This is a genomic window from Chryseobacterium salviniae (assembly GCF_035819015.1).
Taxonomy (GTDB): Bacteria; Bacteroidota; Bacteroidia; order Flavobacteriales; family Weeksellaceae; genus Chryseobacterium; species Chryseobacterium salviniae.
In genome coordinates this window covers 83,204-107,167 of the sequence record NZ_JAYLAA010000020.1, presented here as the reverse complement: position 1 = coordinate 107,167, position 23,964 = coordinate 83,204, and the positions used below count along the sequence as shown (strand labels likewise).

The 23,964-nt window shown below is 37.8% G+C and carries 29 protein-coding genes; 12 read left to right on the top strand and 17 right to left on the bottom strand.

From position 1 onward, the window contains the following. The first annotated feature begins 250 nt into the window (after nt 1–250). On the top strand, nt 251–1,234 hold the full coding sequence (meaB, locus tag SOP96_RS06060; RefSeq protein WP_326320105.1) for a methylmalonyl Co-A mutase-associated GTPase MeaB: 984 nt from the start codon (nt 251–253) through the stop codon (nt 1,232–1,234). Nucleotide 1,235: 1 nt separating this feature from the next. Here the strand turns inward: meaB and SOP96_RS06055 are convergent, their stop codons facing one another. Then, entirely contained in the window at nt 1,236–1,781 is a 546-nt protein-coding gene (locus tag SOP96_RS06055; protein WP_326320104.1) for a DUF4251 domain-containing protein, read from the bottom strand. 107 nt (nt 1,782–1,888) lie between these two features. Here SOP96_RS06055 and SOP96_RS06050 point away from each other — a divergent pair, with 107 nt between their 5' ends. Then, the gene (locus SOP96_RS06050) at nt 1,889–2,695 is read left to right on the top strand and encodes a M48 family metallopeptidase (protein WP_326320103.1); all 807 of its coding nucleotides are present in this window, start codon (nt 1,889–1,891) and stop codon (nt 2,693–2,695) included. Nucleotides 2,696–2,788: 93 nt separating this feature from the next. Then, nucleotides 2,789–3,103 (top strand): hypothetical protein, encoded by a 315-nt coding sequence (locus SOP96_RS06045; protein WP_326320102.1) that lies wholly within the window; start codon nt 2,789–2,791, stop codon nt 3,101–3,103. A 34-nt stretch (nt 3,104–3,137) separates the two neighbouring features. On the opposite strand, the gene SOP96_RS06040 is transcribed toward SOP96_RS06045, so the two are convergent. The 8 genes from SOP96_RS06040 to pgi all read right to left on the bottom strand — a co-directional run bounded on the left by SOP96_RS06040 (nt 3,138) and on the right by pgi (nt 10,609). Beyond that, nucleotides 3,138–3,749 carry an outer membrane beta-barrel protein gene (locus SOP96_RS06040; protein WP_326320101.1) on the bottom strand — a complete coding sequence of 204 codons (612 nt, stop codon included), beginning with the start codon at nt 3,747–3,749 and terminating at the stop codon, nt 3,138–3,140. Beyond that, a complete protein-coding gene (locus SOP96_RS06035) occupies nt 3,733–4,548 on the bottom strand; it encodes an ABC transporter ATP-binding protein (RefSeq protein ID WP_326320100.1) in 816 nt (271 codons plus the stop codon). The genes SOP96_RS06040 and SOP96_RS06035 overlap by 17 nt, the downstream gene beginning before the upstream one ends. After that, on the bottom strand, nt 4,549–5,301 hold the full coding sequence (locus SOP96_RS06030) for an MlaE family ABC transporter permease (RefSeq protein ID WP_326320099.1): 753 nt from the start codon (nt 5,299–5,301) through the stop codon (nt 4,549–4,551). A 96-nt stretch (nt 5,302–5,397) separates the two neighbouring features. Next, nucleotides 5,398–6,768 (bottom strand): exopolysaccharide biosynthesis polyprenyl glycosylphosphotransferase, encoded by a 1,371-nt coding sequence (locus tag SOP96_RS06025; RefSeq protein ID WP_326320098.1) that lies wholly within the window; start codon nt 6,766–6,768, stop codon nt 5,398–5,400. 41 nt (nt 6,769–6,809) lie between these two features. Beyond that, nucleotides 6,810–7,439: a 7-carboxy-7-deazaguanine synthase QueE gene (locus SOP96_RS06020; RefSeq protein WP_326320097.1), complete on the bottom strand. Its 630-nt coding sequence runs from the start codon at nt 7,437–7,439 to the stop codon at nt 6,810–6,812. Between the two features lie 74 nt (nt 7,440–7,513). Next, entirely contained in the window at nt 7,514–8,398 is an 885-nt protein-coding gene (locus tag SOP96_RS06015; RefSeq protein ID WP_326320096.1) for a bifunctional 5,10-methylenetetrahydrofolate dehydrogenase/5,10-methenyltetrahydrofolate cyclohydrolase, read from the bottom strand. Between the two features lie 309 nt (nt 8,399–8,707). Next, nucleotides 8,708–8,926, bottom strand: coding sequence for a hypothetical protein (locus SOP96_RS06010; protein ID WP_326320095.1), 219 nt, complete (start codon nt 8,924–8,926; stop codon nt 8,708–8,710). A 42-nt stretch (nt 8,927–8,968) separates the two neighbouring features. Further along, entirely contained in the window at nt 8,969–10,609 is a 1,641-nt protein-coding gene (pgi, locus tag SOP96_RS06005) for a glucose-6-phosphate isomerase (RefSeq protein ID WP_326320094.1), read from the bottom strand. A 182-nt stretch (nt 10,610–10,791) separates the two neighbouring features. Between pgi and SOP96_RS06000 the strand changes: the two genes are divergently transcribed. After that, complete coding sequence (locus SOP96_RS06000; RefSeq protein WP_326320093.1) at nt 10,792–12,222, top strand: glycoside hydrolase family 125 protein; 1,431 nt, start codon at nt 10,792–10,794, stop codon at nt 12,220–12,222. A 180-nt stretch (nt 12,223–12,402) separates the two neighbouring features. Here SOP96_RS06000 and SOP96_RS05995 read toward each other — a convergent pair whose 3' ends face one another. Next, the gene (locus tag SOP96_RS05995; protein ID WP_326320092.1) at nt 12,403–13,308 is read right to left on the bottom strand and encodes a DUF4349 domain-containing protein; all 906 of its coding nucleotides are present in this window, start codon (nt 13,306–13,308) and stop codon (nt 12,403–12,405) included. Between the two features lie 209 nt (nt 13,309–13,517). Between SOP96_RS05995 and SOP96_RS05990 the strand changes: the two genes are divergently transcribed. Next, the gene (locus SOP96_RS05990) at nt 13,518–14,876 is read left to right on the top strand and encodes an acyl-CoA dehydrogenase family protein (protein ID WP_326320091.1); all 1,359 of its coding nucleotides are present in this window, start codon (nt 13,518–13,520) and stop codon (nt 14,874–14,876) included. Between the two features lie 91 nt (nt 14,877–14,967). On the opposite strand, the gene SOP96_RS05985 is transcribed toward SOP96_RS05990, so the two are convergent. Further along, entirely contained in the window at nt 14,968–15,345 is a 378-nt protein-coding gene (locus tag SOP96_RS05985) for a MauE/DoxX family redox-associated membrane protein (protein ID WP_326320090.1), read from the bottom strand. Nucleotides 15,346–15,493: 148 nt separating this feature from the next. On the opposite strand from SOP96_RS05985, the gene SOP96_RS05980 reads away from it, so the two are divergent. Continuing rightward, on the top strand, nt 15,494–15,649 hold the full coding sequence (locus SOP96_RS05980) for a bacteriocin-like protein (protein ID WP_326320089.1): 156 nt from the start codon (nt 15,494–15,496) through the stop codon (nt 15,647–15,649). Nucleotides 15,650–15,711: 62 nt separating this feature from the next. Here SOP96_RS05980 and SOP96_RS05975 read toward each other — a convergent pair whose 3' ends face one another. After that, the gene (locus tag SOP96_RS05975; protein WP_326320088.1) at nt 15,712–16,338 is read right to left on the bottom strand and encodes an AI-2E family transporter; all 627 of its coding nucleotides are present in this window, start codon (nt 16,336–16,338) and stop codon (nt 15,712–15,714) included. A gap of 205 nt (nt 16,339–16,543) precedes the next feature. On the opposite strand from SOP96_RS05975, the gene SOP96_RS05970 reads away from it, so the two are divergent. The 6 genes from SOP96_RS05970 to SOP96_RS05945 all read left to right on the top strand — a co-directional run bounded on the left by SOP96_RS05970 (nt 16,544) and on the right by SOP96_RS05945 (nt 21,193). Further along, nucleotides 16,544–17,794: a site-specific integrase gene (locus tag SOP96_RS05970; RefSeq protein WP_066436467.1), complete on the top strand. Its 1,251-nt coding sequence runs from the start codon at nt 16,544–16,546 to the stop codon at nt 17,792–17,794. Nucleotides 17,795–18,371: 577 nt separating this feature from the next. Next, nucleotides 18,372–19,445 carry a DUF932 domain-containing protein gene (locus SOP96_RS05965; protein ID WP_066436458.1) on the top strand — a complete coding sequence of 358 codons (1,074 nt, stop codon included), beginning with the start codon at nt 18,372–18,374 and terminating at the stop codon, nt 19,443–19,445. 51 nt (nt 19,446–19,496) lie between these two features. Beyond that, on the top strand, nt 19,497–19,904 hold the full coding sequence (locus tag SOP96_RS05960; RefSeq protein ID WP_066436456.1) for a hypothetical protein: 408 nt from the start codon (nt 19,497–19,499) through the stop codon (nt 19,902–19,904). Between the two features lie 2 nt (nt 19,905–19,906). Continuing rightward, on the top strand, nt 19,907–20,401 hold the full coding sequence (locus SOP96_RS05955; protein WP_066436455.1) for a DUF1281 family ferredoxin-like fold protein: 495 nt from the start codon (nt 19,907–19,909) through the stop codon (nt 20,399–20,401). Between the two features lie 4 nt (nt 20,402–20,405). After that, on the top strand, nt 20,406–20,837 hold the full coding sequence (locus SOP96_RS05950; RefSeq protein ID WP_326320087.1) for a hypothetical protein: 432 nt from the start codon (nt 20,406–20,408) through the stop codon (nt 20,835–20,837). A 23-nt stretch (nt 20,838–20,860) separates the two neighbouring features. Beyond that, nucleotides 20,861–21,193, top strand: coding sequence for a penicillin-binding protein (locus SOP96_RS05945; protein WP_066436448.1), 333 nt, complete (start codon nt 20,861–20,863; stop codon nt 21,191–21,193). A gap of 240 nt (nt 21,194–21,433) precedes the next feature. On the opposite strand, the gene SOP96_RS05940 is transcribed toward SOP96_RS05945, so the two are convergent. The 5 genes from SOP96_RS05940 to SOP96_RS05920 form a co-directional block, all read right to left on the bottom strand. Then, nucleotides 21,434–21,883: a response regulator gene (locus SOP96_RS05940; RefSeq protein WP_066436445.1), complete on the bottom strand. Its 450-nt coding sequence runs from the start codon at nt 21,881–21,883 to the stop codon at nt 21,434–21,436. Continuing rightward, the gene (locus SOP96_RS05935) at nt 21,865–22,152 is read right to left on the bottom strand and encodes a hypothetical protein (RefSeq protein WP_091520313.1); all 288 of its coding nucleotides are present in this window, start codon (nt 22,150–22,152) and stop codon (nt 21,865–21,867) included. Before SOP96_RS05935 ends, SOP96_RS05940 begins: the two co-directional genes overlap by 19 nt. A gap of 278 nt (nt 22,153–22,430) precedes the next feature. Next, nucleotides 22,431–22,676, bottom strand: a complete 246-nt coding sequence (locus tag SOP96_RS05930; RefSeq protein WP_430807834.1) for a helix-turn-helix domain-containing protein — start codon at nt 22,674–22,676, stop codon at nt 22,431–22,433. Nucleotides 22,677–22,698: 22 nt separating this feature from the next. Next, the gene (locus SOP96_RS05925) at nt 22,699–23,010 is read right to left on the bottom strand and encodes a helix-turn-helix domain-containing protein (protein ID WP_066436440.1); all 312 of its coding nucleotides are present in this window, start codon (nt 23,008–23,010) and stop codon (nt 22,699–22,701) included. Nucleotides 23,011–23,168: 158 nt separating this feature from the next. Next, a complete protein-coding gene (locus tag SOP96_RS05920) occupies nt 23,169–23,963 on the bottom strand; it encodes a cation transporter (RefSeq protein WP_013632606.1) in 795 nt (264 codons plus the stop codon). Between the last annotated feature and the right edge of the window lies 1 nt (nt 23,964).

Below are 23,964 nucleotides of genomic sequence, written 5' to 3'. Positions count from 1 at the left end.
TTTTTTTTTTTTTTCTCCGCGCCCGCCCCCCCCCCCCCCCCCCCGAAACCAAAAAATGAGCTCAGACAAAGCTCCAATCGGGGCTAAGGTGGCAGCCCGTCTTATAAATATTTCACAAAATTTGAAAATCATTTAAGCAGCAAATAAAAAACAGGCGCAAACTCAATTAATCAGAATGGTAAGGATAAAACCTTATTTAAATAAACAAATCCTCTTGACCGTTGACTTTTAATTGTCTATTTTTGAATCCATGAAATTTTCTACAAAAGAACTACTGGAAGGAATACGATCAGGAAATAAACGCCTGATTGCAAAAGCCATTACCTTAGTAGAAAGCAAAAAAGAAGAGCATCGCCTTCAGGCAGAAGAATTGCTGAAAGAGCTGATGCCTTTTACGGGAAATTCCGTCAGAGTTGGAATAACCGGTGTTCCCGGGGCAGGAAAATCCACCTTTATTGAAAATTTTGGCAGATTGGCAATTGCCAACGGGAAGAAAGTGGCAGTTCTGGCTATAGATCCGAGTTCGGCCATCAATAAAGGAAGCATCCTGGGCGATAAAACCAGAATGGAAGAGTTGGCGAAAGAAGAAAACGCCTTTATACGGCCTTCCCCAAGCTCAGGATTTTTGGGAGGTGTTGCCAATACTACTTTTGAAACCATGATGATCTGTGAAGCTGCCGGCTACGATTATATTTTAATAGAAACCGTAGGTGTTGGTCAGTCTGAAGTTTTGGTCGCGGATATTACAGATGTTTTCCTGTTTTTAAAAATAATCGGGGGCGGGGATGAGCTTCAGGGAATTAAACGCGGGATCATGGAGATGGTGGATATAATCTTCATTAATAAAGTGGATAAGGAAAATCTTCAGAAAGCTAAAAATACGAGGCTCGAGTTAAAGAGAGCCTTAGACTTTATTTCTCCCAAAGAAAAAAACTGGAAAATTCCTGTCTTATTGGGTTCTGCTTTAAGCAATGAAGGCCTTAACGAAGTTTTTGAAAAAATTGATGAGTTCATTACGCTGAAAAACAAAACAAATAGGTTTGAAGAGGTAAGAAACCAGCAAGCTGAAAAACGTTTTGAATATTGGGTTCAGGAATATATTTTGTCTGAAATGAAGAAAAATAATTCTTTGGAAGAAGCTTATCTTCAGCACAAAAAAAATGCTTCCGCACTGGTTTCTAACCCAAGTACCGAAGCAAAATTATTTGTGGAAAAATTTTTATCTAAGAATTAATTTAAGGCTGAACTTTTTGTTCTTCATTTTTTGTAATATATCCGTCGTATGAAATAGGCTGTCTGTCGTTGCTGCTTATAGAAGTAAGAGCCCGTCCGGATTTTGAAACTTCAATAATGATCTCATCAACGGTTCTCACATCATTAGGTTTAATTTTTATTATCCAGTTTCCTTTTTTACTCTGACTTTTATTAACGGTAAAATCCTTTGAAGTAAATCTATAGCTGCTCTGCGTCGTATTCCCGTAACTAGGGTTAAAAACTCGTCCGAAATAAGGAAGTACAACTTCCAGATTATCTGGTTTTAGATCTATCGTGTAATTACCTCCTGTAAGATCAAAAATTCTTGTACTCGGTGAATTTGGGAGTGATGTTGCAATATTGATAACATCATAATTAATAGGATTAGCCCTCTGTGCATGAAACGAAAAATCCTGTGAATTTACCAAGGCCGTTACCACTTGAGGATCCATGTTGCTTTGTGAAGAGCAGTTTTCAAAAAACACTAAAAAGCCAAGCATGCATATAATGGAGATAAACTTTTTCATAATAATAAATTTAATTTGTATTAAACAGCAAATTGTATGCAAATATATGATGCTGAAAATTATTTTGGAATAAAAATTGTTAAGGTTGAACTAATAACACTTGAACTATGAAATTTATAAATTTATTAGAAATAGGAGCTGTTGCTCTTATGATTTCGGCTTGTACCACCAATCCAATAACAGGAAGGTCTTCCTTGCAGCTGGCAAACAATTCACAAATCCTCACAATGTCTGCTCAGGAATACAGATCTACATTAGGAAAATCGAAGGTGATTACAGGTACTGCAGATGCGAAAAGAGTGGTAAGTGTAGGATCGAGAATAAAATCTGCAGCAGAAAGATACTATCAGTCTATCGGCCGTTCGGGAGATCTGGCCAACTACAAATGGGAATTTAACCTTATTCAAAGCAATGAACTAAACGCATGGTGTATGCCTGGCGGAAAAGTAGCCGTTTATACGGGAATTCTTCCGGTTACGAAAAATGAAAACGGATTAGCAGTAGTAATGGGTCACGAAGTATCGCACGCTTTGGCAGGTCATGGTAATGAAAGGATTTCTCAGGCCATGGTTGCCCAATACGGAGGTGCTATTTTAGGAGGAAGTATTTCTAATGCACAATGGGCCAATGTTTTTGAAGCAGTATATCCTATTGGCTCACAGGTAGCTTTGCTTAAATATGGAAGAAACCAGGAATCTGAAGCAGACCAGATGGGGCTTTACATCATGTCAATGGCCGGTTACGATCCAAGGGAAGCAATCCCTTTCTGGCAGAGAATGGAAGCTGCTTCAAAAGGTGCAAGGCAGCCGGAGTTTCTGTCTACTCACCCGAATCCGGAAACAAGGATTTCAGATATCAACAAAAATTTACCGAAGGCCTTGGAATATTACAAAGCTTCTGGCGCAAAAATGTAAATAAAAAAGAAATTTTAATCTTGAGTAAGGCCTTATTGAATTTTTATTAATTTGGTAAGGCCATTTTAATTCAAACTATTTAAGCACAACACTATGAAAAATTTAACAATTACAGGGCTTATTCTTTTAGCATTATCAATACTTTTATTTTATCTTACAGCAAATAATTTTACTCTGAACGATTTGGGGATGCCTCACATTATGGGAATTTTGGGAGGTATCGGAATCGGATTGATCATTGGCGGAATGGTAGGCTATGTAAGCAAAGGAAGTGCAATAAAAGCAGAGCAGAAAAGAAGAGCGTTCAAACAGCTTCAGCAGGAAAAAGAAGATCTGGAAAAACGAGCTGCAGAGATTGCAAGGCGTGAAGCGGAGCTGGATCTTAGAAATCAAAATCCTCAGGTCTGATGAACTGAGGATTATTATATTTATCTGTAAAGTTCTAAAACTTATAACCAACACCTACCATGAAAAGGTTAGGTCTGTTGTCATACCGTATCTCTTCGCCAGAAACCCGGTTAATAAAATTTCTAGAATCTTTGCTGAAAGCACCTTCATATCTGGCATTCAGAATTAATTTAGAGATTTCGACCTGGGCTCCAAACTGATACCCTACCGTGAAATTATCTCTCGCATTCTCTCTAAAATCGTTGAAGGTATCTTCTTTCGCTAAATTATAGCTCGCTACAGGCCCAATAAATACACCCACTGTATTTCCTAAAATATTATACCCTAAAAGTACGGGAAGATCAATCCTGCTGCTCTTAATGTCGAAAGTTGTATTGGCGGCAGTAAATTCATTTTTAAAATTGGTGTAGTACAATTCCGGCATCAGGAAAAATGAGGTTGGCAATCCCACTTTTAAGGAAAGACCCACGTTGAAACCTGCATTGTTTTTGCCTTCGCCTTCAATGGCCTGGTTTACCGTTCCTTTGATATTCTGCCAGGACGGAGATCCTGTAGGAAAAATCAAGTTTGCCTTTCCTGCCAAAGAAATCTGTGCAGAAGCAAATAGGGAAAATCCTATTAATGCTATACTAAGAATCTTTTTCATTGTCTTCTATTTTTGTAATTGTATTTTCAATCGTTTTATTATTCTCAAGCAAATATTCTCTCAGTTCCTTAAATAATTCCGAAGAATATACAAAGTCAATGAGGTTTTTATTGCCCGCGGTAATCAGGATATCTTTATTGCCTTCCCACTCTTTGATTCCTAATCTCAGGTATACAATTTTCTCGCCAATCGTCATTACGGAATTCATATCATGTGTATTGATGATGGTAGTGGTATTGTATTCCTGCGTAATTTCCAGCAGCAGATCGTCAATTACATTGGAAGTGTAAGGGTCTAGACCGGAATTGGGTTCATCACAGAAAAGATATTTAGGGTTGTTTACAATCGCTCTTGCAATGGCAACACGTTTCTGCATCCCTCCGGAAATTTCTGAAGGAAATTTTTTATTGGCTTTGTCGAGGTGTACTCTCCCAATAACTTCAAAAACACGTCTTTTCTTTTCCCTGAATGTTAAATTGGTAAACATATCCAGCGGAAACATAATATTTTCTTCCACTGTTAAAGAATCAAACAATGCGCTTCCCTGGAAAACAGTTCCGATTTCTGAACGCAGATGCTGTTTTTCTTCCCTGGACATTACATTAATGTCTTTGCCGTCAAAAAGAATTTCTCCTGAAGTGGGCTGATAAACATTTAGCAGGCTTTTAAGGAATACCGTTTTTCCGGATCCGCTCTGCCCGATGATCAGATTTACTTTTCCTTTATCAAAAGTTGTTGATATCCCTTTAAGTACTTCAACCTGATCAAAACTTTTTTTAAGATCTTTTACCTCAATCATTTAGCTTAATATTAATTGGGTTAATAGTAATTCTGAAAGGATAATGAAAACCATTGTCCATACTACTGCCTGTGTACTTGCTCTCCCTACTTCCAAAGATCCTCCTTTTACATTGTATCCGAAATATGAAGGTACTGTTGCTATAATAAAAGCAAAAACAATTGTTTTTGTAAATGCATAATAAATAAAAAGATTTGGCATATACATCTGTATTCCCACGATATAATCATTGGTGGTCCAGTTTCCCGTTAAAATTCCTGCTATATACCCTCCGCCAATACCAAAAACAATACTTATTGCAATGAGGAGCGGATTAAATACTACGCACGCTACAATTTTAGGGAAAATAAGAAAGTTGGGAGAGTTTACCCCCATAATATCCAACGCATCAATCTGTTCGGAAACCCTCATGGTTCCGATGCTGGATGCGATATAAGAACCCACTTTACCGGCAAGAATAAGGCTGATAATAGTTGGTGAAAATTCCAGTACAAGAACAGCTTTTGTAGCATATCCCACAAATGATGGCGGAATAGGGAATGATGAGGCATCAAAATTATTAAACATTTGAATGGCCACAACTGCTCCTACGAATATGGAAGTGAAGATAACCAAGCCAAATGAGTTGACGCCCAAGTCGTTGATTTCTCTCATGAGCAGCTTCCAGAAAACGTTCATTTTCTGTGGTTTCTGTATAGATTTACCGAGAAGGATGATATATTCTCCGACTGCTGTAAAAAACTTTTTTAACATTCTGCTAAATTAGACTTTTTTATTTATAAAATTATAGAATGAGTCAAGATCAGGCTCTATGAATATTCAGTATATCATAATGTAGACCAAAATCTTTTATTTTGCATTTTTATCTCCGCCTATTACCAGTAAAATGGTTTTTAAAATAATAACCAGATCCAGCATAAAACTCCAGTTTCTTACATAAAATGCATCTGCCAGAATTCTTTTATTCATTTCCACGGCTACATCTCCGGCATCACCGCGCAGCCCGTTTACCTGGGCAAGGCCCGTAATTCCAGGCGTTACCATGCTTCTCAGGCTGTAACGGCCAATTTTCGGTTTGTAATAATTGTCTACTGCAAGCATATGAGGCCTCGGCCCAACAATTGACATTTCGCCTTTCAAAACGTTAATGAACTGCGGCATTTCATCAAGGCTCGTTTTTCTTAGAAATTTTCCGAAAGGGGTGATCCTTTTATCGTTTTCTTCCGTTGTTTTTGTTAAAGAATCTTCATTAACTATCATTGTACGGAATTTTATGCATTTAAAAACTTCTTCATGAAATCCGTACCGCTCCTGTATAAAAAATACGGGACCTTTAGATGTTATTTTAATTAAAACAGCAATAATAGGGAAGAGCCACGAGCATATTCCAATCAAAACAACAATGGAAAACACAATATCAAAAATTCTTTTCAGCAAATAATTGGAATAATATTCCAGCGGATATTTTGCCTGATTAAGAACCGGCTGTGTCTGTATATACCCCATGTCATAAAGAAAAAAATCAATTTGTGTAATATTGGGTATAAGCGAAATGTGTACTTTATTGGCTTCTGCAACCTTAAAAATTTCTTTTTCGGTACTGGGCGTATAAGAGTTTTCTAAAGGAATGAAAAGGGTATGAATTCCGTTTTTCTTCCAGAATTCTATCAGCTCATCTGTTTTGATTTCCTCTTTTGGATATTCGAAAATTTTGTAACCGTAATCTCTTCTGTCTTTTAATATATTTTTTAAAACTTCCGTAGAGCTGTTTTCCTGGATAAACATAACATTCCGGTGGTTGATCCCGAGGCTTCGGAAATACTTGATCCCGAAAAATATCATTGACCGCACTAAAAAAATAAAGAAGAAAAGATAAAATGAAAGCCAGTAAATATCGGAATTAAAAAATACATTATAGCTTACCTTTCCGATTAGCAGGACTCCCAGAATGAACAATAAAAAATGAATGAAGATTCTTTCCAGAAACAAAGTATAGGTAAGGTTTCTGGGTATATTGTAAATTCCTGTTCTTCCGCTTAAAAGGATCCAGAACAAAAACAGCAAAGCTAAGGAAAATGCATTTTGGTACCAGGTTTCCTCATTGTATTTCAGGTTCTGATTTCTTGTTAAAAAAAAGAATATGAAAATAGATGCAATAACCACAAGGTCAAGCAAAATAATGATTGATTTGAGATATCTTGAATATCGTATTCTCTGCATCTATCGGGATTAACGGAAACGAAAGGCTAATTTACATATTTTTACGGAATATTCAGATACTTATGGGTCTGCACTGAAGCTCTCCATTCCGGATGCTGCATAATGAAATCTGTAATTTTAGGGTACATTTCATTGCGTTTGCTCCATTCGCTCTGAAGGTACAGCGTACACTTTTCCGATACTTTTGCTGCCTGTTCCTGGGCGAATTGAAAGTCATTGTTATTAAATACGATAACTTTAAGTTCATGTGCTTTCTGATAAATTTCCTCTTTAGGAAGTCCTGTTTTTTTAGGAGATAAGGTAATCCAGTCGATCTGTCCGCTCATTGGATAAGCTCCTGATGTTTCAATATGGATGGAGCAGCCCAGTTCTTTTAATTTAGATGTTAAAATATCAAGATTCCACATCAATGGTTCTCCTCCTGTTAAAACGATTGTTTTACAGTATTTGGCTGCAGTTTCTGCAATTTCTTCTGCATTCATCAGCGGATGCAAATTCGGGTCCCAGCTTTCTTTTACATCACACCAGTGGCACCCGACATCGCATCCGCCCAGTCTGATGAAATAGGCGGCTTTCCCGGTATGTGCTCCCTCTCCCTGAAGAGTGTAAAAATGCTCCATTACAGGGAGCATTTTACCTTCTTTTAATAATATGTCTTCTATTAAATTCATTTCCTCACCCTAAATCCCTCTCCAAAGGAGAGGGATTTTTCCGCATCTCCAAAGTTGAGGCTGATTATTAATATTTAGTCGTTATAGACCGAAGTTTTATAGGCAATAATGGTGTTTTTCATCAGCATTGCTCTTGTCATAGGTCCGACACCTCCCGGAACAGGCGTAATCCAGCTTGCTTTTGCTGCGCAGCTTTCAAAGTCTACGTCACCTGCAAGATAATATCCTTTTGGGGAGTCGTCGTCTACTCTTGTGATCCCTACATCAACAATTACGGCACCTTCTTTAATCATATCTCCTTTCAGGAAATGAGGGTCGCCGAGTGCGGTAATTACGATATCTGCTTTTTTAGTATATTCTTCGATATCTTTTGTATACGAATGCGTTAAGGTAACCGTAGAATTTCCCGGGAAATCTTTTCTTCCCATAAGGATACTCATCGGTCTTCCAACGATTTTGCTTCTTCCGATGATTACGCAGTCTTTACCTTTTGTTTCAATATTATATCTTTCCAGTAAAGTTAAAATTCCGAATGGTGTCGCAGGCAAGAACGTATCCATTTCCAATGCCATTTTCCCAAAATTTTCAGGATGGAAACCATCTACATCTTTTCTTGGATCAATTGCGTTGATGATTTTTTCCTGATCGATCTGATCCGGCAAAGGCAGCTGAACGATAAATCCGTCAACGGCTTTTGATTTATTTAATTCATCGATTTTTTCCAATAATTCAGATTCAGAAACCGTGCTTGGAAACTTAACTAAGCTTGATTGAAAACCAACCTCTTCACAGTCTTTTACTTTAGCATTGACGTAAGCCTTGCTCGCTCCGTTGTTTCCGACAAGAATCGCTACCAGGTGTGGAGCTCTTCTTTTTCCGGCAACGATTTTTTCAACTTCAGCTTTGATTTCCTGCTTTATTTCTTTGGATACTTTTAATCCGTCAAGAATTTCTGCCATTTTTTATTTTATTACTTTTTATTGTTAGATTTTAAGGATATTTTTCCGGATTCTGGTGTGTGCAAAAGACGGAAATTACATAAACAAATTTTTTAATTTCATCGATGTGAAATAAAAGTATGTAAGGGAACTTTTTAAGAGGAAGCACTCTGACATCATCATATCTAATTTGAAAAAAGGATTTCTTTCCAATTGATCATATGCTTTTGAAATTTGTTTTTCAAAGTTGGAAGCTACAGAATTAGAAATATTTTATAATAATTTATAGCTTCCAAAATATCCTCATCTGCTTCAGGATACTGGAAAATCTCAAATGCCATGATCGTTTTTCAACTTTTTTAAAAATTCTCTGGCTGGAGTGAACTCTTTATGATTTTTAGCTTTCCTTTCATCAATAACTCTTTTCATTTCATCCGTTACTTCAAAATCATCCTCATTTTTTTCAAAGCTGATTTTCATTTTTTTCAAAAGATTTTCCATTAAAGTTTCTTCTTCCTTATCTTTAAGATATATGGTAATGGTAGTCATTTGTTTTATTTTTAATCAAAATTAATGAAAATCAGCAACAATTTATTTGTTTGCTTTATAATAATTAATTAACCCATTCGTCGAAGAATCATGAGCGCTAACCGTTTCATTACTTTCAAGTTCCGGTAAAATTTTATTCGCTAAAACTTTTCCTAATTCCACCCCGAACTGGTCAAAGCTGAAAATATTCCAGACCACACCCTGTACAAAAATTTTATGCTCGTACAATGCAATTAACTGTCCTAATGAAAAAGGAGTTAATTCGTTGAATAATATCGAGTTAGTTGGAGTGTTTCCGTGGAAGACTTTATAGTTTAACAAGAAGTCAATTTCCTCATCAGATTTTCCTGAAGCCTTTAATTCTGCTTCAACTTCTTCTTCTGTTTTTCCGAAGGCAAGTGCCTCAGTCTGAGCGAAAAAGTTAGCCAGTAATTTATTCTGATGATCGGAAACTTTATTAGGACTTTTTGCGTACGCAATAAAGTCTGCAGGAATCAGTTCCGTTCCCTGATGAATTAATTGATAGAAAGCATGTTGCCCGTTTGTTCCCGGTTCTCCCCATATAATCGGTCCGGTTTCATATTCTACAAATTCACCGTTTCTGTCCACACATTTTCCGTTACTTTCCATATCCCCCTGCTGGAAATAGGCCGGGAAACGGTCTAAATACTGTGAATACGGAAGGATAGCATGAGTGGTTGCTGCATAGAAGTTTCTGTACCATATTCCGAGCAGTCCCATTAAGACGGGAATATTTTCATTAAAATCTGCTGTCTGGAAATGTTGATCTGTATTGTAAGCTCCTTTTAATAGCTGTTCAAAATTTTCATAACCCACTGCCAGAACGATGCTTAATCCGATTGCACTCCATAAAGAATATCTTCCGCCAACCCAATCCCAGAATTCGAAAATATTTTCTTCTGCAATTCCGAAGTCTTTAACTGCCTGAACATTAGTAGATAAAGCAACAAAATGTTTTGCGACATCTTCCTGTTTTCCAGCTTTTAAAAACCAGTCTCTCGCCGAATGAGCATTCGTCATAGTTTCCTGGGTAGTAAATGTTTTGGAAGCAATAATGAACAATGTTGTTTCAGGATTTAAATTCTTAACAACTTCCGCAATATGATTCCCGTCTACATTAGAAACGAAATGAATGTTTAACCTTGTTTTAAAATGTTTTAAAGCTGAAACTACCATCACAGGACCCAAATCTGAACCGCCGATTCCAATGTTAACGACGTCTGTGATTTCTTTTCCGCTAAACCCTTTATGATCTCCTGAAATAATGCTTTCGGAAAAAGATTTCATATGATCCAGGACTCTTTTGATCTGCGGCTTGATATTTTCTCCGTCTACCAGAATTTCTTTATCGGAAAAATCTCTCAAAGCCGTATGCAAAACGGCTCTTCCTTCCGTCTCATTGATCTTATCACCCGAAAACATTTTTTGAATAGAGTCTTTCAATTCACATTCTTCTGCAAGATTTAAAAGAAGGTTCTTCGTTTCTGAATCAATTAAATTTTTAGAATAATCAAACAAAAAATTCGGTCTTTTGATCGAAAATTCATTGAAACGATTCGGATTGTCCTGGAAAAGGCTTCTCAGATCAAAATCATTGTTGGCAAATTGTTCGTCTAAGGCTTTCCAACTACTTGTTTGGGTAGGATTTATTTTTGATAGCATATATTTAGAAATTAGGGTTTTGTGATTTCAGATTCAGGATTGTTGAATGCCAAATCCTCATGCAAAATTATTGATTTGCAAATTTACGGAATTTAGTTCAATGGTGGTATTGGATAATTAAAAATCAGATGGTAGGCTGGGACTAATCTTAAAATCAGTATTTTTAGTTCAAATTATCTTGAATGACAACCCGAAGAAATTTTATCAAAAAATCATCATTAGGATTTGGCTTTTTTGCTTTGCCGGCTTCTGCAAAATTTATTTATAAAGAGGAGTATATTTCAAAACGTCCAGGAATTTCCCAACGGAAATTTACTTCAGAAGCAGTTGAGAGAACCATTAAAACCGTTAAAAAAACAATCGCCGATAAAGAATTGGCATGGATGTTTGAAAACTGTTTTCCTAATACATTAGACACAACGGTAAAATTTTATCATAAAAATAATAAGCCTTACACATACGTGATCACGGGAGATATTGACGCGATGTGGCTCCGGGATTCTTCGGCGCAGGTGTATCCGTATTTGAATCTTGCTAATGAAGATGAAAAATTAAAAAATCTTTTAAAAGGGGTTATCAATAAACAGGTGGAATGTGTGCTTCTTGATCCGTATGCCAATGCTTTTTTTAATGATGCAACCAAAATCAGCGAATGGAAAGATGATTCCACCCAGATGAAACCCGGAATTCACGAAAGAAAATGGGAAATTGATTCTTTATGTTATGTCATGCGTTTGTCTTACAACTACTGGGAAAAGACAGGCGATTATTCAATATTTGATGCAGACTGGAAAAAAGCAATGCTTCTTATTTTGCAGACTTTTAAAGAGCAGCAAAGAAAGGATTCAAAAGGATCGTACAGATTCCAGCGATCGAATGGTAATCCTTTAGATACCCAATTTGGCGGCGGATACGGAAATCCAACCAATAAAGTAGGGCTTATTCATTCTTTGTTCCGGCCTTCAGACGATGCTACTTTTTATCCGTTTTTAATTTCTTCCAATATGTTTGCAGTCGTTTCTTTGAAGGAAACTGCGGAAATTTTTTCTAAAATTTTGAATGATGAAAATTCTTCGGAGCAATTTAGAAATTTAGCCCAAGAAGTGGATGAGGCTATCCAAAAATATGCTGTTTTAAATCATCCGGAAGCCGGAAAAATTTATGCACTGGAAATTGACGGTTTCGGAAATGCTTTGTTTATGGACGATGCGAATGTTCCGAATTTACTGTCCATCCCTTATTTGGGATACCGATCTCAAGAGGATGAAGTGTACAAAAACACCCGAAAGTTTTCTTTAAGTAAATCAAATCCGTGGTTCAGTGAGGGCAAATTTGCCAGAGGAATCGGCGGGCCGCACATTGGGGAACACAAAATTTGGCCTTTGGGGTTGATTATGCAGGCTTTAACAACGGATAACGATGAAGAAATTATCTCCTGTTTAAAAATGCTGAAAGCGACTCATGCCGGAACTGGATTTATCCACGAATCATTTGATGTTGATAATCCTAAAGATTTTACAAGGTCGTGGTTTGCCTGGGCCAATACTTTATTCGGCGAACTGATCCTTCATCTCCATACAACAAAACCTGAAATTTTAAAGAGGGAATTTTAAAAACAACCTCCGATTAACCCGGAATATTATTTTTAGAAATTAAGATCATTTAGATGTAAAAAACATTAAGAATTTGCTAAAGTGAATATGTTTCTTAATAATTCTTAACAACTTAAATGATCTTAATGGTAAAGATTGTAAAATTTTAAAATATAGAGATAACCCGAAGGTTAGGATGGCTTATGCTTCTGTATTCGGATGCTTTTTCACGGGCTTTCTTTTTCTTGCAAAATAGAAAACTGCGGCTCCTATTAATAAGATTGGCCAGATGGTAATTAACCCCACAACAATTTTCTGAATTAAATAGTATCCTTCCACAAAGGCAGATTTTGCACTGTAAATAAAATCAAACTTATATTTATCGTCGATGCTTTTTGTATTGGTAATGGCAATTTCAGCAACCCTGATTTTTGGTTCTTTTATATAAACATCTATCGTGCTGTATTTCAGATTATCGGTTACATCCATATTGGCTAATTGCTGTTGGTTGCCTTCGGCCATATTCTGGTTGTCAAGTTCCACTTTATCCTTATTCGATTTCAGCTCCGAAATATTTTTGCTGTTCTTTTCAATTCTTTTGCTTTCAAGCTGTGCGTATTTGATGCTTGCTGTTACATCTTCCGCATTGATGATCCTTGAATTAAGAAATAATTTTTTATCATTGATTTTGGTAAGCAGCTCACCGAGCTTTTCGGTGGGAACTCTCAGCTGCATCCTGTTTTCGGTCTGGTATTTCTTTATCAAAACAGCATTTTCATCCGATGTATTGTAGGTGTCTTCCGAAACGACGTTGCTCTGAAGGCTGCTCTTTGTTACAAAACCTCCAAGTTCCTGCACGGATTTTTCAATGGAGATCGTGGTTTCATAAACGTCATTTACCTCCATGTTTACATCGGCGGTCTTAATAAACTGCTTATCTTTTACTTTCATGGTGGCAACGGAAGAGATGCTGTCTGAAGCAATTGCTACAGTGTCTGCATTGGCATACGCTTCCATATCGCTTGATGCAACTTCTCCCTTTTTGCAGGAATATATTCCCAGTAATAATGCGGCTGCCAATGATAATCTGATGTACGTTGTTTTCATAATATTGATTTTTAATGTTTTTGCTTAATCCAAAGTTCAGGCTGAATCTTTTGTAACAGTTGGAAATCGGCGGTAAACAATTTGTAAAAAAGAAATTTTTTTTTAATGATTTAAAAATCAGGTGTTTGTAAAATAATTAGGTTTTAGGTACCTCATTTTCGGATTAATTTTTGCTTATCATTTACATGTCAAACACACAAAGAATTATTATGTCAAATACTTTTTCCAAAATCAGAAACGCCATAGAATTATTCAGATCGATAGACTTTGATCAGCTAAGTGCTATTTCTCAAAAAGTAAACCTTCCCAAGCTGATGGAAAACTTCTCCAAGCTGGATGATAAACAGCTTTCAGGAATGATGAAAATGCTGGATCCAAACAGGAAGAAAAAAGACCTTCCCGCAATTGACGGTGATTTTTACGATATCTATCATACATTGAGTCCGGAGCAGAGAGAAATTCAGCGTAAAGTAAGGGAATTCATGGAAAAAGAAGTAAGGCCTTTGGTTAATCATTACTGGCTGAGGGATGAATTTCCACACGAATTAATTCCCAAATTCCAAAAGCTGAATATCTGCGGCGTTACCTATGAAGGATATGGCTGTCCCGGATTGCCTTTTCTCATGGAAGGCGTTCTGGCTATGGAAATGGCACGGGTTGATGCTTCCATTGCGACTTTTTTTGGAGTACAGTCCGGCCTTTCTATGGGATCGATTTACATCTGCGGATCTGAAGAACAAAAACAAAAATGGCTTCCACAGATGCAGAAATTTGAAAAAATCGGAGCGTTTGGCTTAACAGAACCTGAAGTCGGTTCAGGAGCAGCAGGAGGTTTAACCGTGACTTGTAAAAAAACACCGGAAGGATGGATCCTGAACGGACAGAAAAAGTGGATCGGGAATGCAACGTTTGCCGATGTTATTATCATCTGGGCAAGAGATCTTGATGATGGGGAAGTAAAAGGATTTATTGTTGAAAAAGACAATCCCGGATATTCCGTAGAGAAAATAAAGGGAAAAATGGCTTTGAGAATCGTTCAAAATGGATTGATTACCCTAAAAGACTGCCTTATTACTGAAGAAAACAGACTACAAAATGCCAATTCTTTTAAAGATACCGCAAAAGTTTTGCAGATGACAAGAGCAGGGGTGGCCTGGATGGCGACAGGCTGTGCAAGAGGAGCCTACGAAAGCGCATTGGATTATACCCGAAAAAGAGAACAGTTCGGTAAACCGATTGCTTCTTTTCAAATGATTCAGGGACATTTAGTAGAAATGCTTTCCAATCTTACGGCGATGCAGACAATGGTTTTCAGGCTTTCCGAAATGCAGGATGAAGGAATTTTAAAAGATGAGCACGCTTCTCTCGCAAAAGTTTTCTGTACTATGAGAACGAGAGACATTGTATCAAGAGCCAGAGAAGTAATGGGTGGAAACGGAATTTTATTGGAATATGATGTCGCCAGATTTGTCGCAGACGCAGAAGCTATTTATTCCTATGAAGGAACAAAAGAAATCAATTCCTTGATTGTCGGGAGATCAATCACGGGATTTAGTGCATTTGTGTAAAGTCAATGGTCAATGGTCAATTGTGAATTTGCTCGCAAGTGAATTTTAAAATTGACAAGCACCGCAAATTGACAATTGGCCATTCATCTTTTCAGCTTACGAGATGCTTATATTTTTCTCTATTATCAATAATCATCCAAAGGTTGATAACAAACATTACTCCGGCAATTGCCATTCCCATATCAGATTTATCCAGCGTAAAGACATGCGCTACAATTCCTACCATTACCGGCAGAATGACAATGGCTCCCAATGCTCTTGTTTTTGGAAAGATAAACAGCAGCCCGCCAATAACTTCAACCGCTCCCACAAGAGGCATCAGCCATGAAAGCTCACTAAAAGCACTGAAAACTTTCATTTGCTCCGGGGTTGGCTTATCCATTGGCATGTAATTTAAGAATTTGTTTAATCCGGCATTAATAAACATTAATCCGAAAAGAAGAGACAGGATAAATTTTACGGCTTTCATAAATATTAATTTTTTATTAAAGTTAAATAAAATTATAATTCGTTGATTAAAAAGCTGTTAATTTTAAAACTCTCTTTATTGGGAAATATTTTGGTTCCGTATTGTCTGGTTTTATATATTTGTATGACAAACAAACTAAAATCTTATTATGAAAAATCTTCAGAAATTAAACCGAAACACATTGAAAACTATTAAAGGAGGAAATAGTACCGATATCGGATACTGTCCGGACAATCAGACGTACATTCCCTGCGATGAGCTTTGCCCTAACGGAAGAAATCCTCTTTGTGCAATTCAAGCATAAAAAAAAGCCTTCAGAAATGAGGGCTTTTATATTTATAGTAAAAAATTGTTGATTAATTGAGCTTAATCCATCTCTTCTAAAGTTATTTTTTTGGTAATTTTATATTTCTTCTTTTTCTTATCCGGCTTTTCTTCTTCACCGAGTAGTTTTCCCCAAGGCTGAAGTCCTTCAACCCTTTCAAAAATAATTTTAATAATAGCGATAGCCGGAATACAGAGAAACATCCCTGCAATTCCCCAAAGATGCTCTCCCACCAGAATTCCTATGAAAGAGAACAGCGCATTAATTTTTACTTTTGATCCCACCACAAAAGGGAGTACGATATTTCCATCTATGGCATGTACAATGACGTATCCAATCGCAACATAAATGCATGTGGAGGGTGTATTGGTAGCAAACGCAATAAAACAGGAAATAAGAAGCGAAATGAAAATGCCGATATAGGGAATCACATTCAGCAAACCGGTAAGAACTCCAAGCAGAATGGCATATTTTACTCCTAAAATAGTAAGCAGGATCGTCGTAAGGATCGAAACAATAATTACCTGAATGCAAAGGCCGATAATGTATCTTTTTGTCATTACTCTTACTTCCGAAACTACTTCCTGAACGCTGGCTTTATGCTTTTCACTAAAAAAGATTAGTAAAAAGCAAAAATAAGCAAAACGGTTAAAACCATTGCTATACAAGGCTTTATAAAAATAGTAGTCTTAGTTCGGAAGTCGGTGTCTGATAGGTTTTGGGCTTAAAATGACAAGGTTAGGTTACTAATTCGTTACCGATTGATAAAGGTAACTATATAGCTTAACCGATTATATTTCAGTCTTTTGCACCTCTTTTTACATTCCCTTGTAACTCAATGTAATTTAATTTTAAACGTTAAACATTTGAGTTATGGAACAGACAAAAAAATCGACGTTCAAACTGCTTTTCTACCTAAAAAAGAACGAATTGAAAAAGAACGGTAATGCTCCGATTATGGCACGTATTACCATTGACGGAACCCCTAAAACTTTCGGAACAAAGTTAGAAATTGACCCCAATAATTGGGATTTAAAACACGGAAGAGTTCAGGGCAAGAGTGCGCAGGCATTAAGTATCAATAAAAAACTGGATAATATACGTGGGCGTATCGACAAGATTTATGAAGATATGTTGAAGCACGAGGGCTTTGCAACCGCCCAAAAAGTAAAGCTATCGTTTTTGGGTGTTGGCGTAATGGATGATGCAATACTTAAAGTCTTCAACGACCAAAATGAGGATTTTAAAAAATTGGTCGAAAAGGAAGAACGCTCACAAAGCACCTACAACAAGTATATCACAGTTTACAATCATCTTACCACGTTTATAAAGGAACGCTATCATCGTGACGATATGGCTTTTCGGGAATTGACTTCCGATTTTATCCGGGAGTTTGATTTTTACCTCCGGTATGATTTGCAGTCCTCCCACAATACAGTTTGGGTGTACACGATGCCTGTATTAGCCCTTGTGGAACTGGCTATTAAAAAAGGCTTGATACGTGATAATCCTTTTCAGGATTACGAAATCAATATGGAAGAAACCGACCGGGGCTATATCCTTAAAGAAGATGTTGAAAAGCTGATGATGTGCGTACCATCGCACCAACGGTATGAACTTGTAAAAGACCTGTTTATTTTCAGTTGCTTTACAGGACTTGCTTATGCGGATATTAAGAAACTGACAAGGAACAACATTCAATCATTCTTTGACGGTCATCAGTGGATTATCAGCAGGAGAAAGAAATCAGATATTGCTTCAAATGTTCGGTTAATGGAAATCCCTAAACGTATCATTGAGAAATATCAGGGTACGACAAGGAATGAATTTATCTTTCCGGTTCCGACCAATGCAACCTGCAATACTCACATAGGCAAACTGGTTGAAAAGGCAGAAATCATTACGGAGCAAAAAGTAACTTTTCACACGGCAAGGCATACTTTCGGAACAATGTTTTTGACCGAGGGCGTACCGCTTGAAAGTCTTAGCAAAATGATGGGGCATAAAAATATTTCCACCACACAGATTTACGCTAAAATCACAAGCCAAAAAATCAGTAAGGATATGGATTTAGTTACCCCTAAATTCAAGGCAATGGAAGAAGCGTTTATGATGGCAATCTAATCAGCTTTTATCTAATCTCAATGAGCAGAACTTAACGGTTCTGCTTTTTTTATGCCTATCTTTTTGTGTAGGTAAAGCACATTTATTTTCCTCTACGCAATCCAACGCTGTAAAAGAGCTTATTACCTACTTCAGAAATAGAAAATTGAAAAACGAAACCCTTATCTAACGCTCCCTGCTATTCCATTTTTCAAATCCCTATTACAGGCTATCATAGCCTGGTCATTAATGCCATAAAAATTTAGGACAGAAAATTTCCACAATCAACCGGTAAAAAGGCAGCTAAGTTATAGCGGGCAGCCACCTCACACGCCCAACCAAAAGACTACGGCATAATGGCAAGGCAAAATGCTGGCTTCGCCGAATTGCTGTGTGTTGCCTTGCCACCCTCCGGGACTTATTCCGTTTCCTTTCGGTTTTACGCTGTTGCCCGCTTGGATTATCTGCTTTCTTTTTTCCGGTTTTTCTTTTGGAAAAATTTATGCGAAGCGAAGCGGAGCAAACCACAACGGGAAGCGGGAAACGAGAAAAGCGAGTGAGTAAATAACATTTTTTCAAACATCAAAATTTTAGCATTATGGCACACAACATCAATTTCAACGAGCAAACAGGACGTCATTCATTCTTTAGCGTTCAACAAAAAGCGTGGCACGGTTTGGGGCAAATCGTAGAGCAATACCCAACAAGCGAGGAAGCAATAGTACACGCAGGTTTAGATTACGAGGTTATCAAATCCCCACTGTTTACACAGGGCAGAACAATGAGCATAGGCGAAAACGGAGAACTGATTGAAGCCAATGACATCTTAGTACCTAACAGTTTCGCCACCCTCCGCACCGACACCAATACACCGTTGGGTGTAGTAGGCAAAGACTACCATATTGTACAAAACCGTGAGGCGTTCAATTTCTTTGATGCTATTGTAGGCGGAGGCGAGGGAATATTGTACGAAACCGCAGGAGCATTGGGTAACGGGGAGCGTATTTTTATTACTGCCAAGCTGCCCGACTATATCCGTGTAGGTAACGGCGACGATGTTACAGAAAAGTACATCTTCTTAACCACAAGCCACGACGGTAGTGGAAGTATTACCGCAGCGTTTACACCTATCCGTATCGTATGTCAAAACACCCTGAACGCATCATTGCGGAGTATGACCAATGTAGTGCGTATCAAACACACGTCAGGAGCAAAACAACGCCTCGAAAATGCTCACAAGGTTATGGGGCTTGCCAACACACTAAGCACGCAGTTAGAGAACATCTTTAACGATTGGGCTAAAGTAAGGGTAACAGACCGAGAAGTAAGAAAGCTAATCCAGTTGGCACTTTGCCCGAACAAAGAAACGCTTAACCTGCTCAAAAAAGGTGCGGAAGATGAAGTTTCCACCGTGTTTAAAAACACCGTAGATGATGCCTTTGAATACGCTATGATAAGCGACACCCAACAAATGGCAACTACCAAAGGCACATTATTCGGGGCTTACAATGCTGTTACAGGTTACTTTCAGAATGTACGCAATTACAGGGATGGCGAAGCCAAACTACAATCTATTGTAATGGGCGGTACAGCACAGCTAAAGACACAAAAAGCCTTTGAACTGTGTACAGACTTTGCCTATTCAGGAGCAGAGATTTTCAACTTCAATTAATCATCAAAGGCGACTGCCTGCAAAGGTGGTCGCCTACTAAAAACAAAAGATATGAAAGCATTAGATAAAATGGACAACCTCGATAAAGCGGGCTTGTTGTGCAAATTGTTTCCCGCAGAACTGGAGAACCTGCAAAACGCTATAAAAACGCAATGCGACTACTTCCTGCAAAATGAAACCGCCTTTCGTGAGGGTTGGTATCAAAAGGGATTTTTTACCGCTGAATTTTGGTACAGGCTTGTGCAGAATGCACAAAAAGGCATAGACAAGAATGAACCACTTTGGAAACGCCCGAACTGGTTTACAGACCATTTTTTTGACGGACACAATTCAATTTTCGCTATCCACTGCCTGATTGAATATACAGAGGATGCACAATGCGACCCGCAATTAAAACAGGCGATACACCTGCTTTTCGGGAACGACAAATTTTTACAGATAACCTTAAACGATAAATAATTATGGCTAATTGGTGCAACAACTGGGTTGTTTTTGAGGGAACAGCCGAAGCAATAGAGCAGATAACACAGCTATTCAAATCAATGGCTGAACAGGAACAGAAAGACAACTGCGGGCATTTACCCCATTTCGTACAGGACACGCACGGAGATTATTTCTACAATATCAGTCAGGACAATGAAAGTGCGGGTGTATTCCAGTATGAAACAAAATGGTCGCCAAATACGGATGCCGTTAAGCAGATAGCCGAACATTTCAAAGTGAATTTCACACAGGACTATGAGGAATTAGGATGCTTAGTATATGGTCAGGCAATATTTGAAGAAGGAATACTAACGGATACCTGTTTAGATAGCCAGGACTTTGACAGCTATGAATTAGACGAGGAAACGGACACCTACCATTTTGAGGGAACAGAGTACGACAGCGAATGGGAAATACTCGACACTTTGTTAGAGCGTAAAAGCGAAAATCAATTAAACACCATTAAAATTTAGAACGATGAAACTATCAGATAAAGCGACAGCACATATTTTGGTTAAAGCCAACAGCGAATGGGATAATTGCGAGTTTGCAATTATCCACCTATCCGAAGAATGGAAAACAGAACAGGCAAAACGGCTTGCATTAGTTAAGCCGTTAGAGGGCAATCACTATTTCTGCTCAATGAATTACTATGATACAGCAGTAGATTTTTATAGGACAGGCGAAAACGACAACCCGAATATTGAAGAATTGCTAAACGGTAATGAATGGATATTTGTGGAGCTTGACGAGCAAGAGCAGGAAACGTTTACCGTACCTGAAAACCGACTGGACTGTTACAGGCTTGTATTAAGGGCAAACGGTACAGGCTACTATACAGCATACGGGAAGCATACGAGCGAAGAATTTTGGATGGAAGAATTTTTATTAACCCAATTAATTGCTTAATCAGAAAAATCAAATTTCAAATTATGACACGTTCAAATCTTCACATCAAATTGAGTAACGGTAAATCCCTTGTATGCGTTGCCGACAGCAGCAGCGCACCCGAACAGGGCTATATCGTTGAAAGGCTTTTTTTGCCCTTGTTATCCCTTGATAACAGCGAGCAAGAACTCTTAATGCTTAAAGAGTATTGCACGATGGATGAAAGGCGGATAAACGCATATTACCGCTATTTAATAGACCTTACCACTAAAGAAGTTAAGTTTTTTGAAGAGCATTACAGTTATACCAATGACACTTTCAGGAAAGGAAAGGATATAACGGAAAGATACTACGAGTATTTAAAAACGATTAACTAATACAAGCCGCCTGACCCGAAAAGTCGGGCGGCAAAAAGACAGATCCTCCCGATGGTCGGGCAGTCTTTTTGCTTTAAATTGGTGCAATCCCCTTTAGCAAAATGCACCCTTACAAATCCTTTTCATTTTACCAAACAGGTTGCAGCGTTATTGCGTGGGATATTCGTTATCCCATAATTAGATTAGAGTGATTACTTTCTTTCGTGAGTTCAGCGGAAAAGAAAGTAACAAAGAAACCTGCTATTGCGGAAACTGTTTGTAATATTCTTTTGCTACTTCAGCTACACCTGCACTGAAATAACGCCCTCCGTCGTTTAGTACCGTGATGGCTTTTTTGAGTTCTTCGGGGTCTGCGCCTTTCAGGATATACCCTTTTGCCCCGCTATTAAGCATTTTAACCACATCCTGCACATCATCGTTAATACTAAAAGCCAAGATTTTGGTTTGCGGATATTTTTCAAGCAATGCTTTAGCAGTTTCAAAACCATTCATTACAGGCATATTTATATCAACAACCATTATATCGGGAATAACTTCAATTTGCTCCATTTTTTTCAGTGCTAATTTGCCGTTTTCCGCTTCAAATACGATTTCAAAATTATCGTCGTCCCGTATAAAATCGCAGATACCTTTCCTAAGTAAGTCGTGGTCGTCTATCATTCCTATCTTAATTATTTTTTCTTTACCCATTTTCTTCTTTTGATAAAATTGAAAAATCCGTATTTAGACTTAGATAAATCAGATGTTCTGTCAACGTGAGGTAAGCCATTATTAACCGTAATGTCCCTGACCTTAAAATGATTAAGCCATTCTTTAAAGTGTGCTATTTCGTGAGGCTTGAAACGAACAATTTCCCCGTTTTTAAGAGATACGATAAAAACATCAATGCAGAGAGTGAATGCAGATAGATGGGATGCAGGATAGTCAAATTCGGGGTAAAAAATATGCTCATTCTCCATAGCCTTAATGTTTTAGGTTGTGGATGCCTGGCACAAAAAAAGAGCGCAGGCAACTACACTTACCGCACATTGAGGCACTGGTATGCCCGACAACGAATAAGCGAGCGCCCACGCCTTTTGACGTGAGCGTTCTTACTTATCTGTCCCGTTGTCTAAAAATTACCAGTTTTCAATGTGGGACTTAAAGCAAAAACACTTTAAGTATTTTCTATATTTTCGACAACAAAGATACTAAACTCGTGCCTTTTTGACTGCATATAGTACAAAAAAGATTACAGTCAAACTGTTTTTTGTGAAATATAATTCTGTTCAAGTATTGTCAGAATATCGCTTTCCTTATAAATAATCTTACCGCCTATCTGTATATACGGCAGGATATTGTCATCACGGTATTGCTGTAAAGTTCGTTTGCTGATATGGAGCAGCTTACACACATCTTCGCCCGACAGGTATATTTCCCCGTTCATTACAGGACGGTAATTTTTCAATATACTTTCGATACGGGTTCTTAGCAGCGTTATCATTTCCTGATGGGCAATGATTTCGTCATTCTCGAATAAATCCATTTTCAACGGTATTGTACGGCTGTCCGGCTTCGAGCAAAGCCTGTACATCCGAGCGTTTATAATAATTCTTACGGTTCAGTCGGGAATAGGGCAATAGTCCTTTGTCCTTATACGTCTGCAAAGTCCGCTTGGTAATGTTCATCATCAGACACACTTCCTGGTTATCGAGCCATTTTTCTTCTTTGAAAATTGGCGTGTATTTTTTCGTAGCATTTTCGGTCAGTTCCAAAAGTGCTTTCAGCTCATTTTTCATTCCCTCCAGTACGGACTTTTGTATTGTGATTACTTCCATAGTTTGCTCAATTTTGCTGTGGAAGTCGAATTTATAAAGGCTTATTGCAGCGTTGGAGAATGTTGCAGGATTTGGCTTTGAAAGGCAGCGTTTGGCGTTAGTAGTAAGATTTGGTACAAAAAAAGCCCCGAATTTCGGGGCTATGATTTGCTGCTATTTTATTTTGCCAACTTCAGTATTCTATATGCACCTCTTGCCACAATCACGAATACAATTGCCCCAATAATCAAATCCGGATAACTCGAATTGAGCCAATTGACCAATAATCCCGCAATGATAACACCCGAATTGATTATAACATCGTTGGAAGTGAAAATCATCGAAGCCTGCATATGGGCTTCTTTGCTTTTGTTCTTTTGTAATAGATAAAGACAAAGTACGTTTGCAATCAACGCCAAAACAGAAACAACAATCATTGTTTTGAAATCAGGCATCGCTTCTATTCCGATAAAACGTCTGATAACTTCAACAAAACCGATAACGGCTAACAGAATTTGAAAGTAACCTGCAAATTTGGCGATATTGTTTTTTCTTGCAATCGTACCCCCAACAGCAAACAATGCCAAAGCGTAAACAATACTGTCTGCAAGCATATCCAAGCTGTCTGCTATCAATCCCATTGAATTGGAAAAAATACCGAACAACATTTCCAATCCAAAGAAAACGAAATTGATAATCAGTACAGTCCAAAGTAGTTTCCGTTGGTCATTGCTTGTATCTGTTTCAAGAACTGCATTGCTTTCTTCAGTTGAAATCAATGACGTATTCAGGTTTAATGTTTCCAAAGCCGAAAAAATCGGCTCTGGTTTTCCACTATGGTAAACATTTAGTTTTCTACTGGGAATATCAAATTCCAATGACTTTACCATATCGAAATCCTGCAATTTCATACGGATTAATTGCTCCTCACTTGGGCAATCCATTTTAGTTATATTGAATATGGTTTTATTCATC

What these genes read in the sequence shown, in the direction of transcription:
- meaB (WP_326320105.1), top strand. Translation starts at nt 251, where the DNA reads ATGAAATTTTCTACAAAAGAACTACTGGAAGGAATACGATCAGGAAAT.
- SOP96_RS06055 (WP_326320104.1), bottom strand. Translation starts at nt 1,781, where the DNA reads ATGAAAAAGTTTATCTCCATTATATGCATGCTTGGCTTTTTAGTGTTT.
- SOP96_RS06050 (WP_326320103.1), top strand. Translation starts at nt 1,889, where the DNA reads ATGAAATTTATAAATTTATTAGAAATAGGAGCTGTTGCTCTTATGATT.
- SOP96_RS06045 (WP_326320102.1), top strand. Translation starts at nt 2,789, where the DNA reads ATGAAAAATTTAACAATTACAGGGCTTATTCTTTTAGCATTATCAATA.
- SOP96_RS06040 (WP_326320101.1), bottom strand. Translation starts at nt 3,749, where the DNA reads ATGAAAAAGATTCTTAGTATAGCATTAATAGGATTTTCCCTATTTGCT.
- SOP96_RS06035 (WP_326320100.1), bottom strand. Translation starts at nt 4,548, where the DNA reads ATGATTGAGGTAAAAGATCTTAAAAAAAGTTTTGATCAGGTTGAAGTA.
- SOP96_RS06030 (WP_326320099.1), bottom strand. Translation starts at nt 5,301, where the DNA reads ATGTTAAAAAAGTTTTTTACAGCAGTCGGAGAATATATCATCCTTCTC.
- SOP96_RS06025 (WP_326320098.1), bottom strand. Translation starts at nt 6,768, where the DNA reads ATGCAGAGAATACGATATTCAAGATATCTCAAATCAATCATTATTTTG.
- SOP96_RS06020 (WP_326320097.1), bottom strand. Translation starts at nt 7,439, where the DNA reads ATGAATTTAATAGAAGACATATTATTAAAAGAAGGTAAAATGCTCCCT.
- SOP96_RS06015 (WP_326320096.1), bottom strand. Translation starts at nt 8,398, where the DNA reads ATGGCAGAAATTCTTGACGGATTAAAAGTATCCAAAGAAATAAAGCAG.
- SOP96_RS06010 (WP_326320095.1), bottom strand. Translation starts at nt 8,926, where the DNA reads ATGACTACCATTACCATATATCTTAAAGATAAGGAAGAAGAAACTTTA.
- pgi (WP_326320094.1), bottom strand. Translation starts at nt 10,609, where the DNA reads ATGCTATCAAAAATAAATCCTACCCAAACAAGTAGTTGGAAAGCCTTA.
- SOP96_RS06000 (WP_326320093.1), top strand. Translation starts at nt 10,792, where the DNA reads ATGACAACCCGAAGAAATTTTATCAAAAAATCATCATTAGGATTTGGC.
- SOP96_RS05995 (WP_326320092.1), bottom strand. Translation starts at nt 13,308, where the DNA reads ATGAAAACAACGTACATCAGATTATCATTGGCAGCCGCATTATTACTG.
- SOP96_RS05990 (WP_326320091.1), top strand. Translation starts at nt 13,518, where the DNA reads ATGTCAAATACTTTTTCCAAAATCAGAAACGCCATAGAATTATTCAGA.
- SOP96_RS05985 (WP_326320090.1), bottom strand. Translation starts at nt 15,345, where the DNA reads ATGAAAGCCGTAAAATTTATCCTGTCTCTTCTTTTCGGATTAATGTTT.
- SOP96_RS05980 (WP_326320089.1), top strand. Translation starts at nt 15,494, where the DNA reads ATGAAAAATCTTCAGAAATTAAACCGAAACACATTGAAAACTATTAAA.
- SOP96_RS05970 (WP_066436467.1), top strand. Translation starts at nt 16,544, where the DNA reads ATGGAACAGACAAAAAAATCGACGTTCAAACTGCTTTTCTACCTAAAA.
- SOP96_RS05965 (WP_066436458.1), top strand. Translation starts at nt 18,372, where the DNA reads ATGGCACACAACATCAATTTCAACGAGCAAACAGGACGTCATTCATTC.
- SOP96_RS05960 (WP_066436456.1), top strand. Translation starts at nt 19,497, where the DNA reads ATGAAAGCATTAGATAAAATGGACAACCTCGATAAAGCGGGCTTGTTG.
- SOP96_RS05955 (WP_066436455.1), top strand. Translation starts at nt 19,907, where the DNA reads ATGGCTAATTGGTGCAACAACTGGGTTGTTTTTGAGGGAACAGCCGAA.
- SOP96_RS05950 (WP_326320087.1), top strand. Translation starts at nt 20,406, where the DNA reads ATGAAACTATCAGATAAAGCGACAGCACATATTTTGGTTAAAGCCAAC.
- SOP96_RS05945 (WP_066436448.1), top strand. Translation starts at nt 20,861, where the DNA reads ATGACACGTTCAAATCTTCACATCAAATTGAGTAACGGTAAATCCCTT.
- SOP96_RS05940 (WP_066436445.1), bottom strand. Translation starts at nt 21,883, where the DNA reads ATGGGTAAAGAAAAAATAATTAAGATAGGAATGATAGACGACCACGAC.
- SOP96_RS05935 (WP_091520313.1), bottom strand. Translation starts at nt 22,152, where the DNA reads ATGGAGAATGAGCATATTTTTTACCCCGAATTTGACTATCCTGCATCC.
- SOP96_RS05930 (WP_430807834.1), bottom strand. Translation starts at nt 22,676, where the DNA reads ATGATAACGCTGCTAAGAACCCGTATCGAAAGTATATTGAAAAATTAC.
- SOP96_RS05925 (WP_066436440.1), bottom strand. Translation starts at nt 23,010, where the DNA reads ATGGAAGTAATCACAATACAAAAGTCCGTACTGGAGGGAATGAAAAAT.
- SOP96_RS05920 (WP_013632606.1), bottom strand. Translation starts at nt 23,963, where the DNA reads ATGAATAAAACCATATTCAATATAACTAAAATGGATTGCCCAAGTGAG.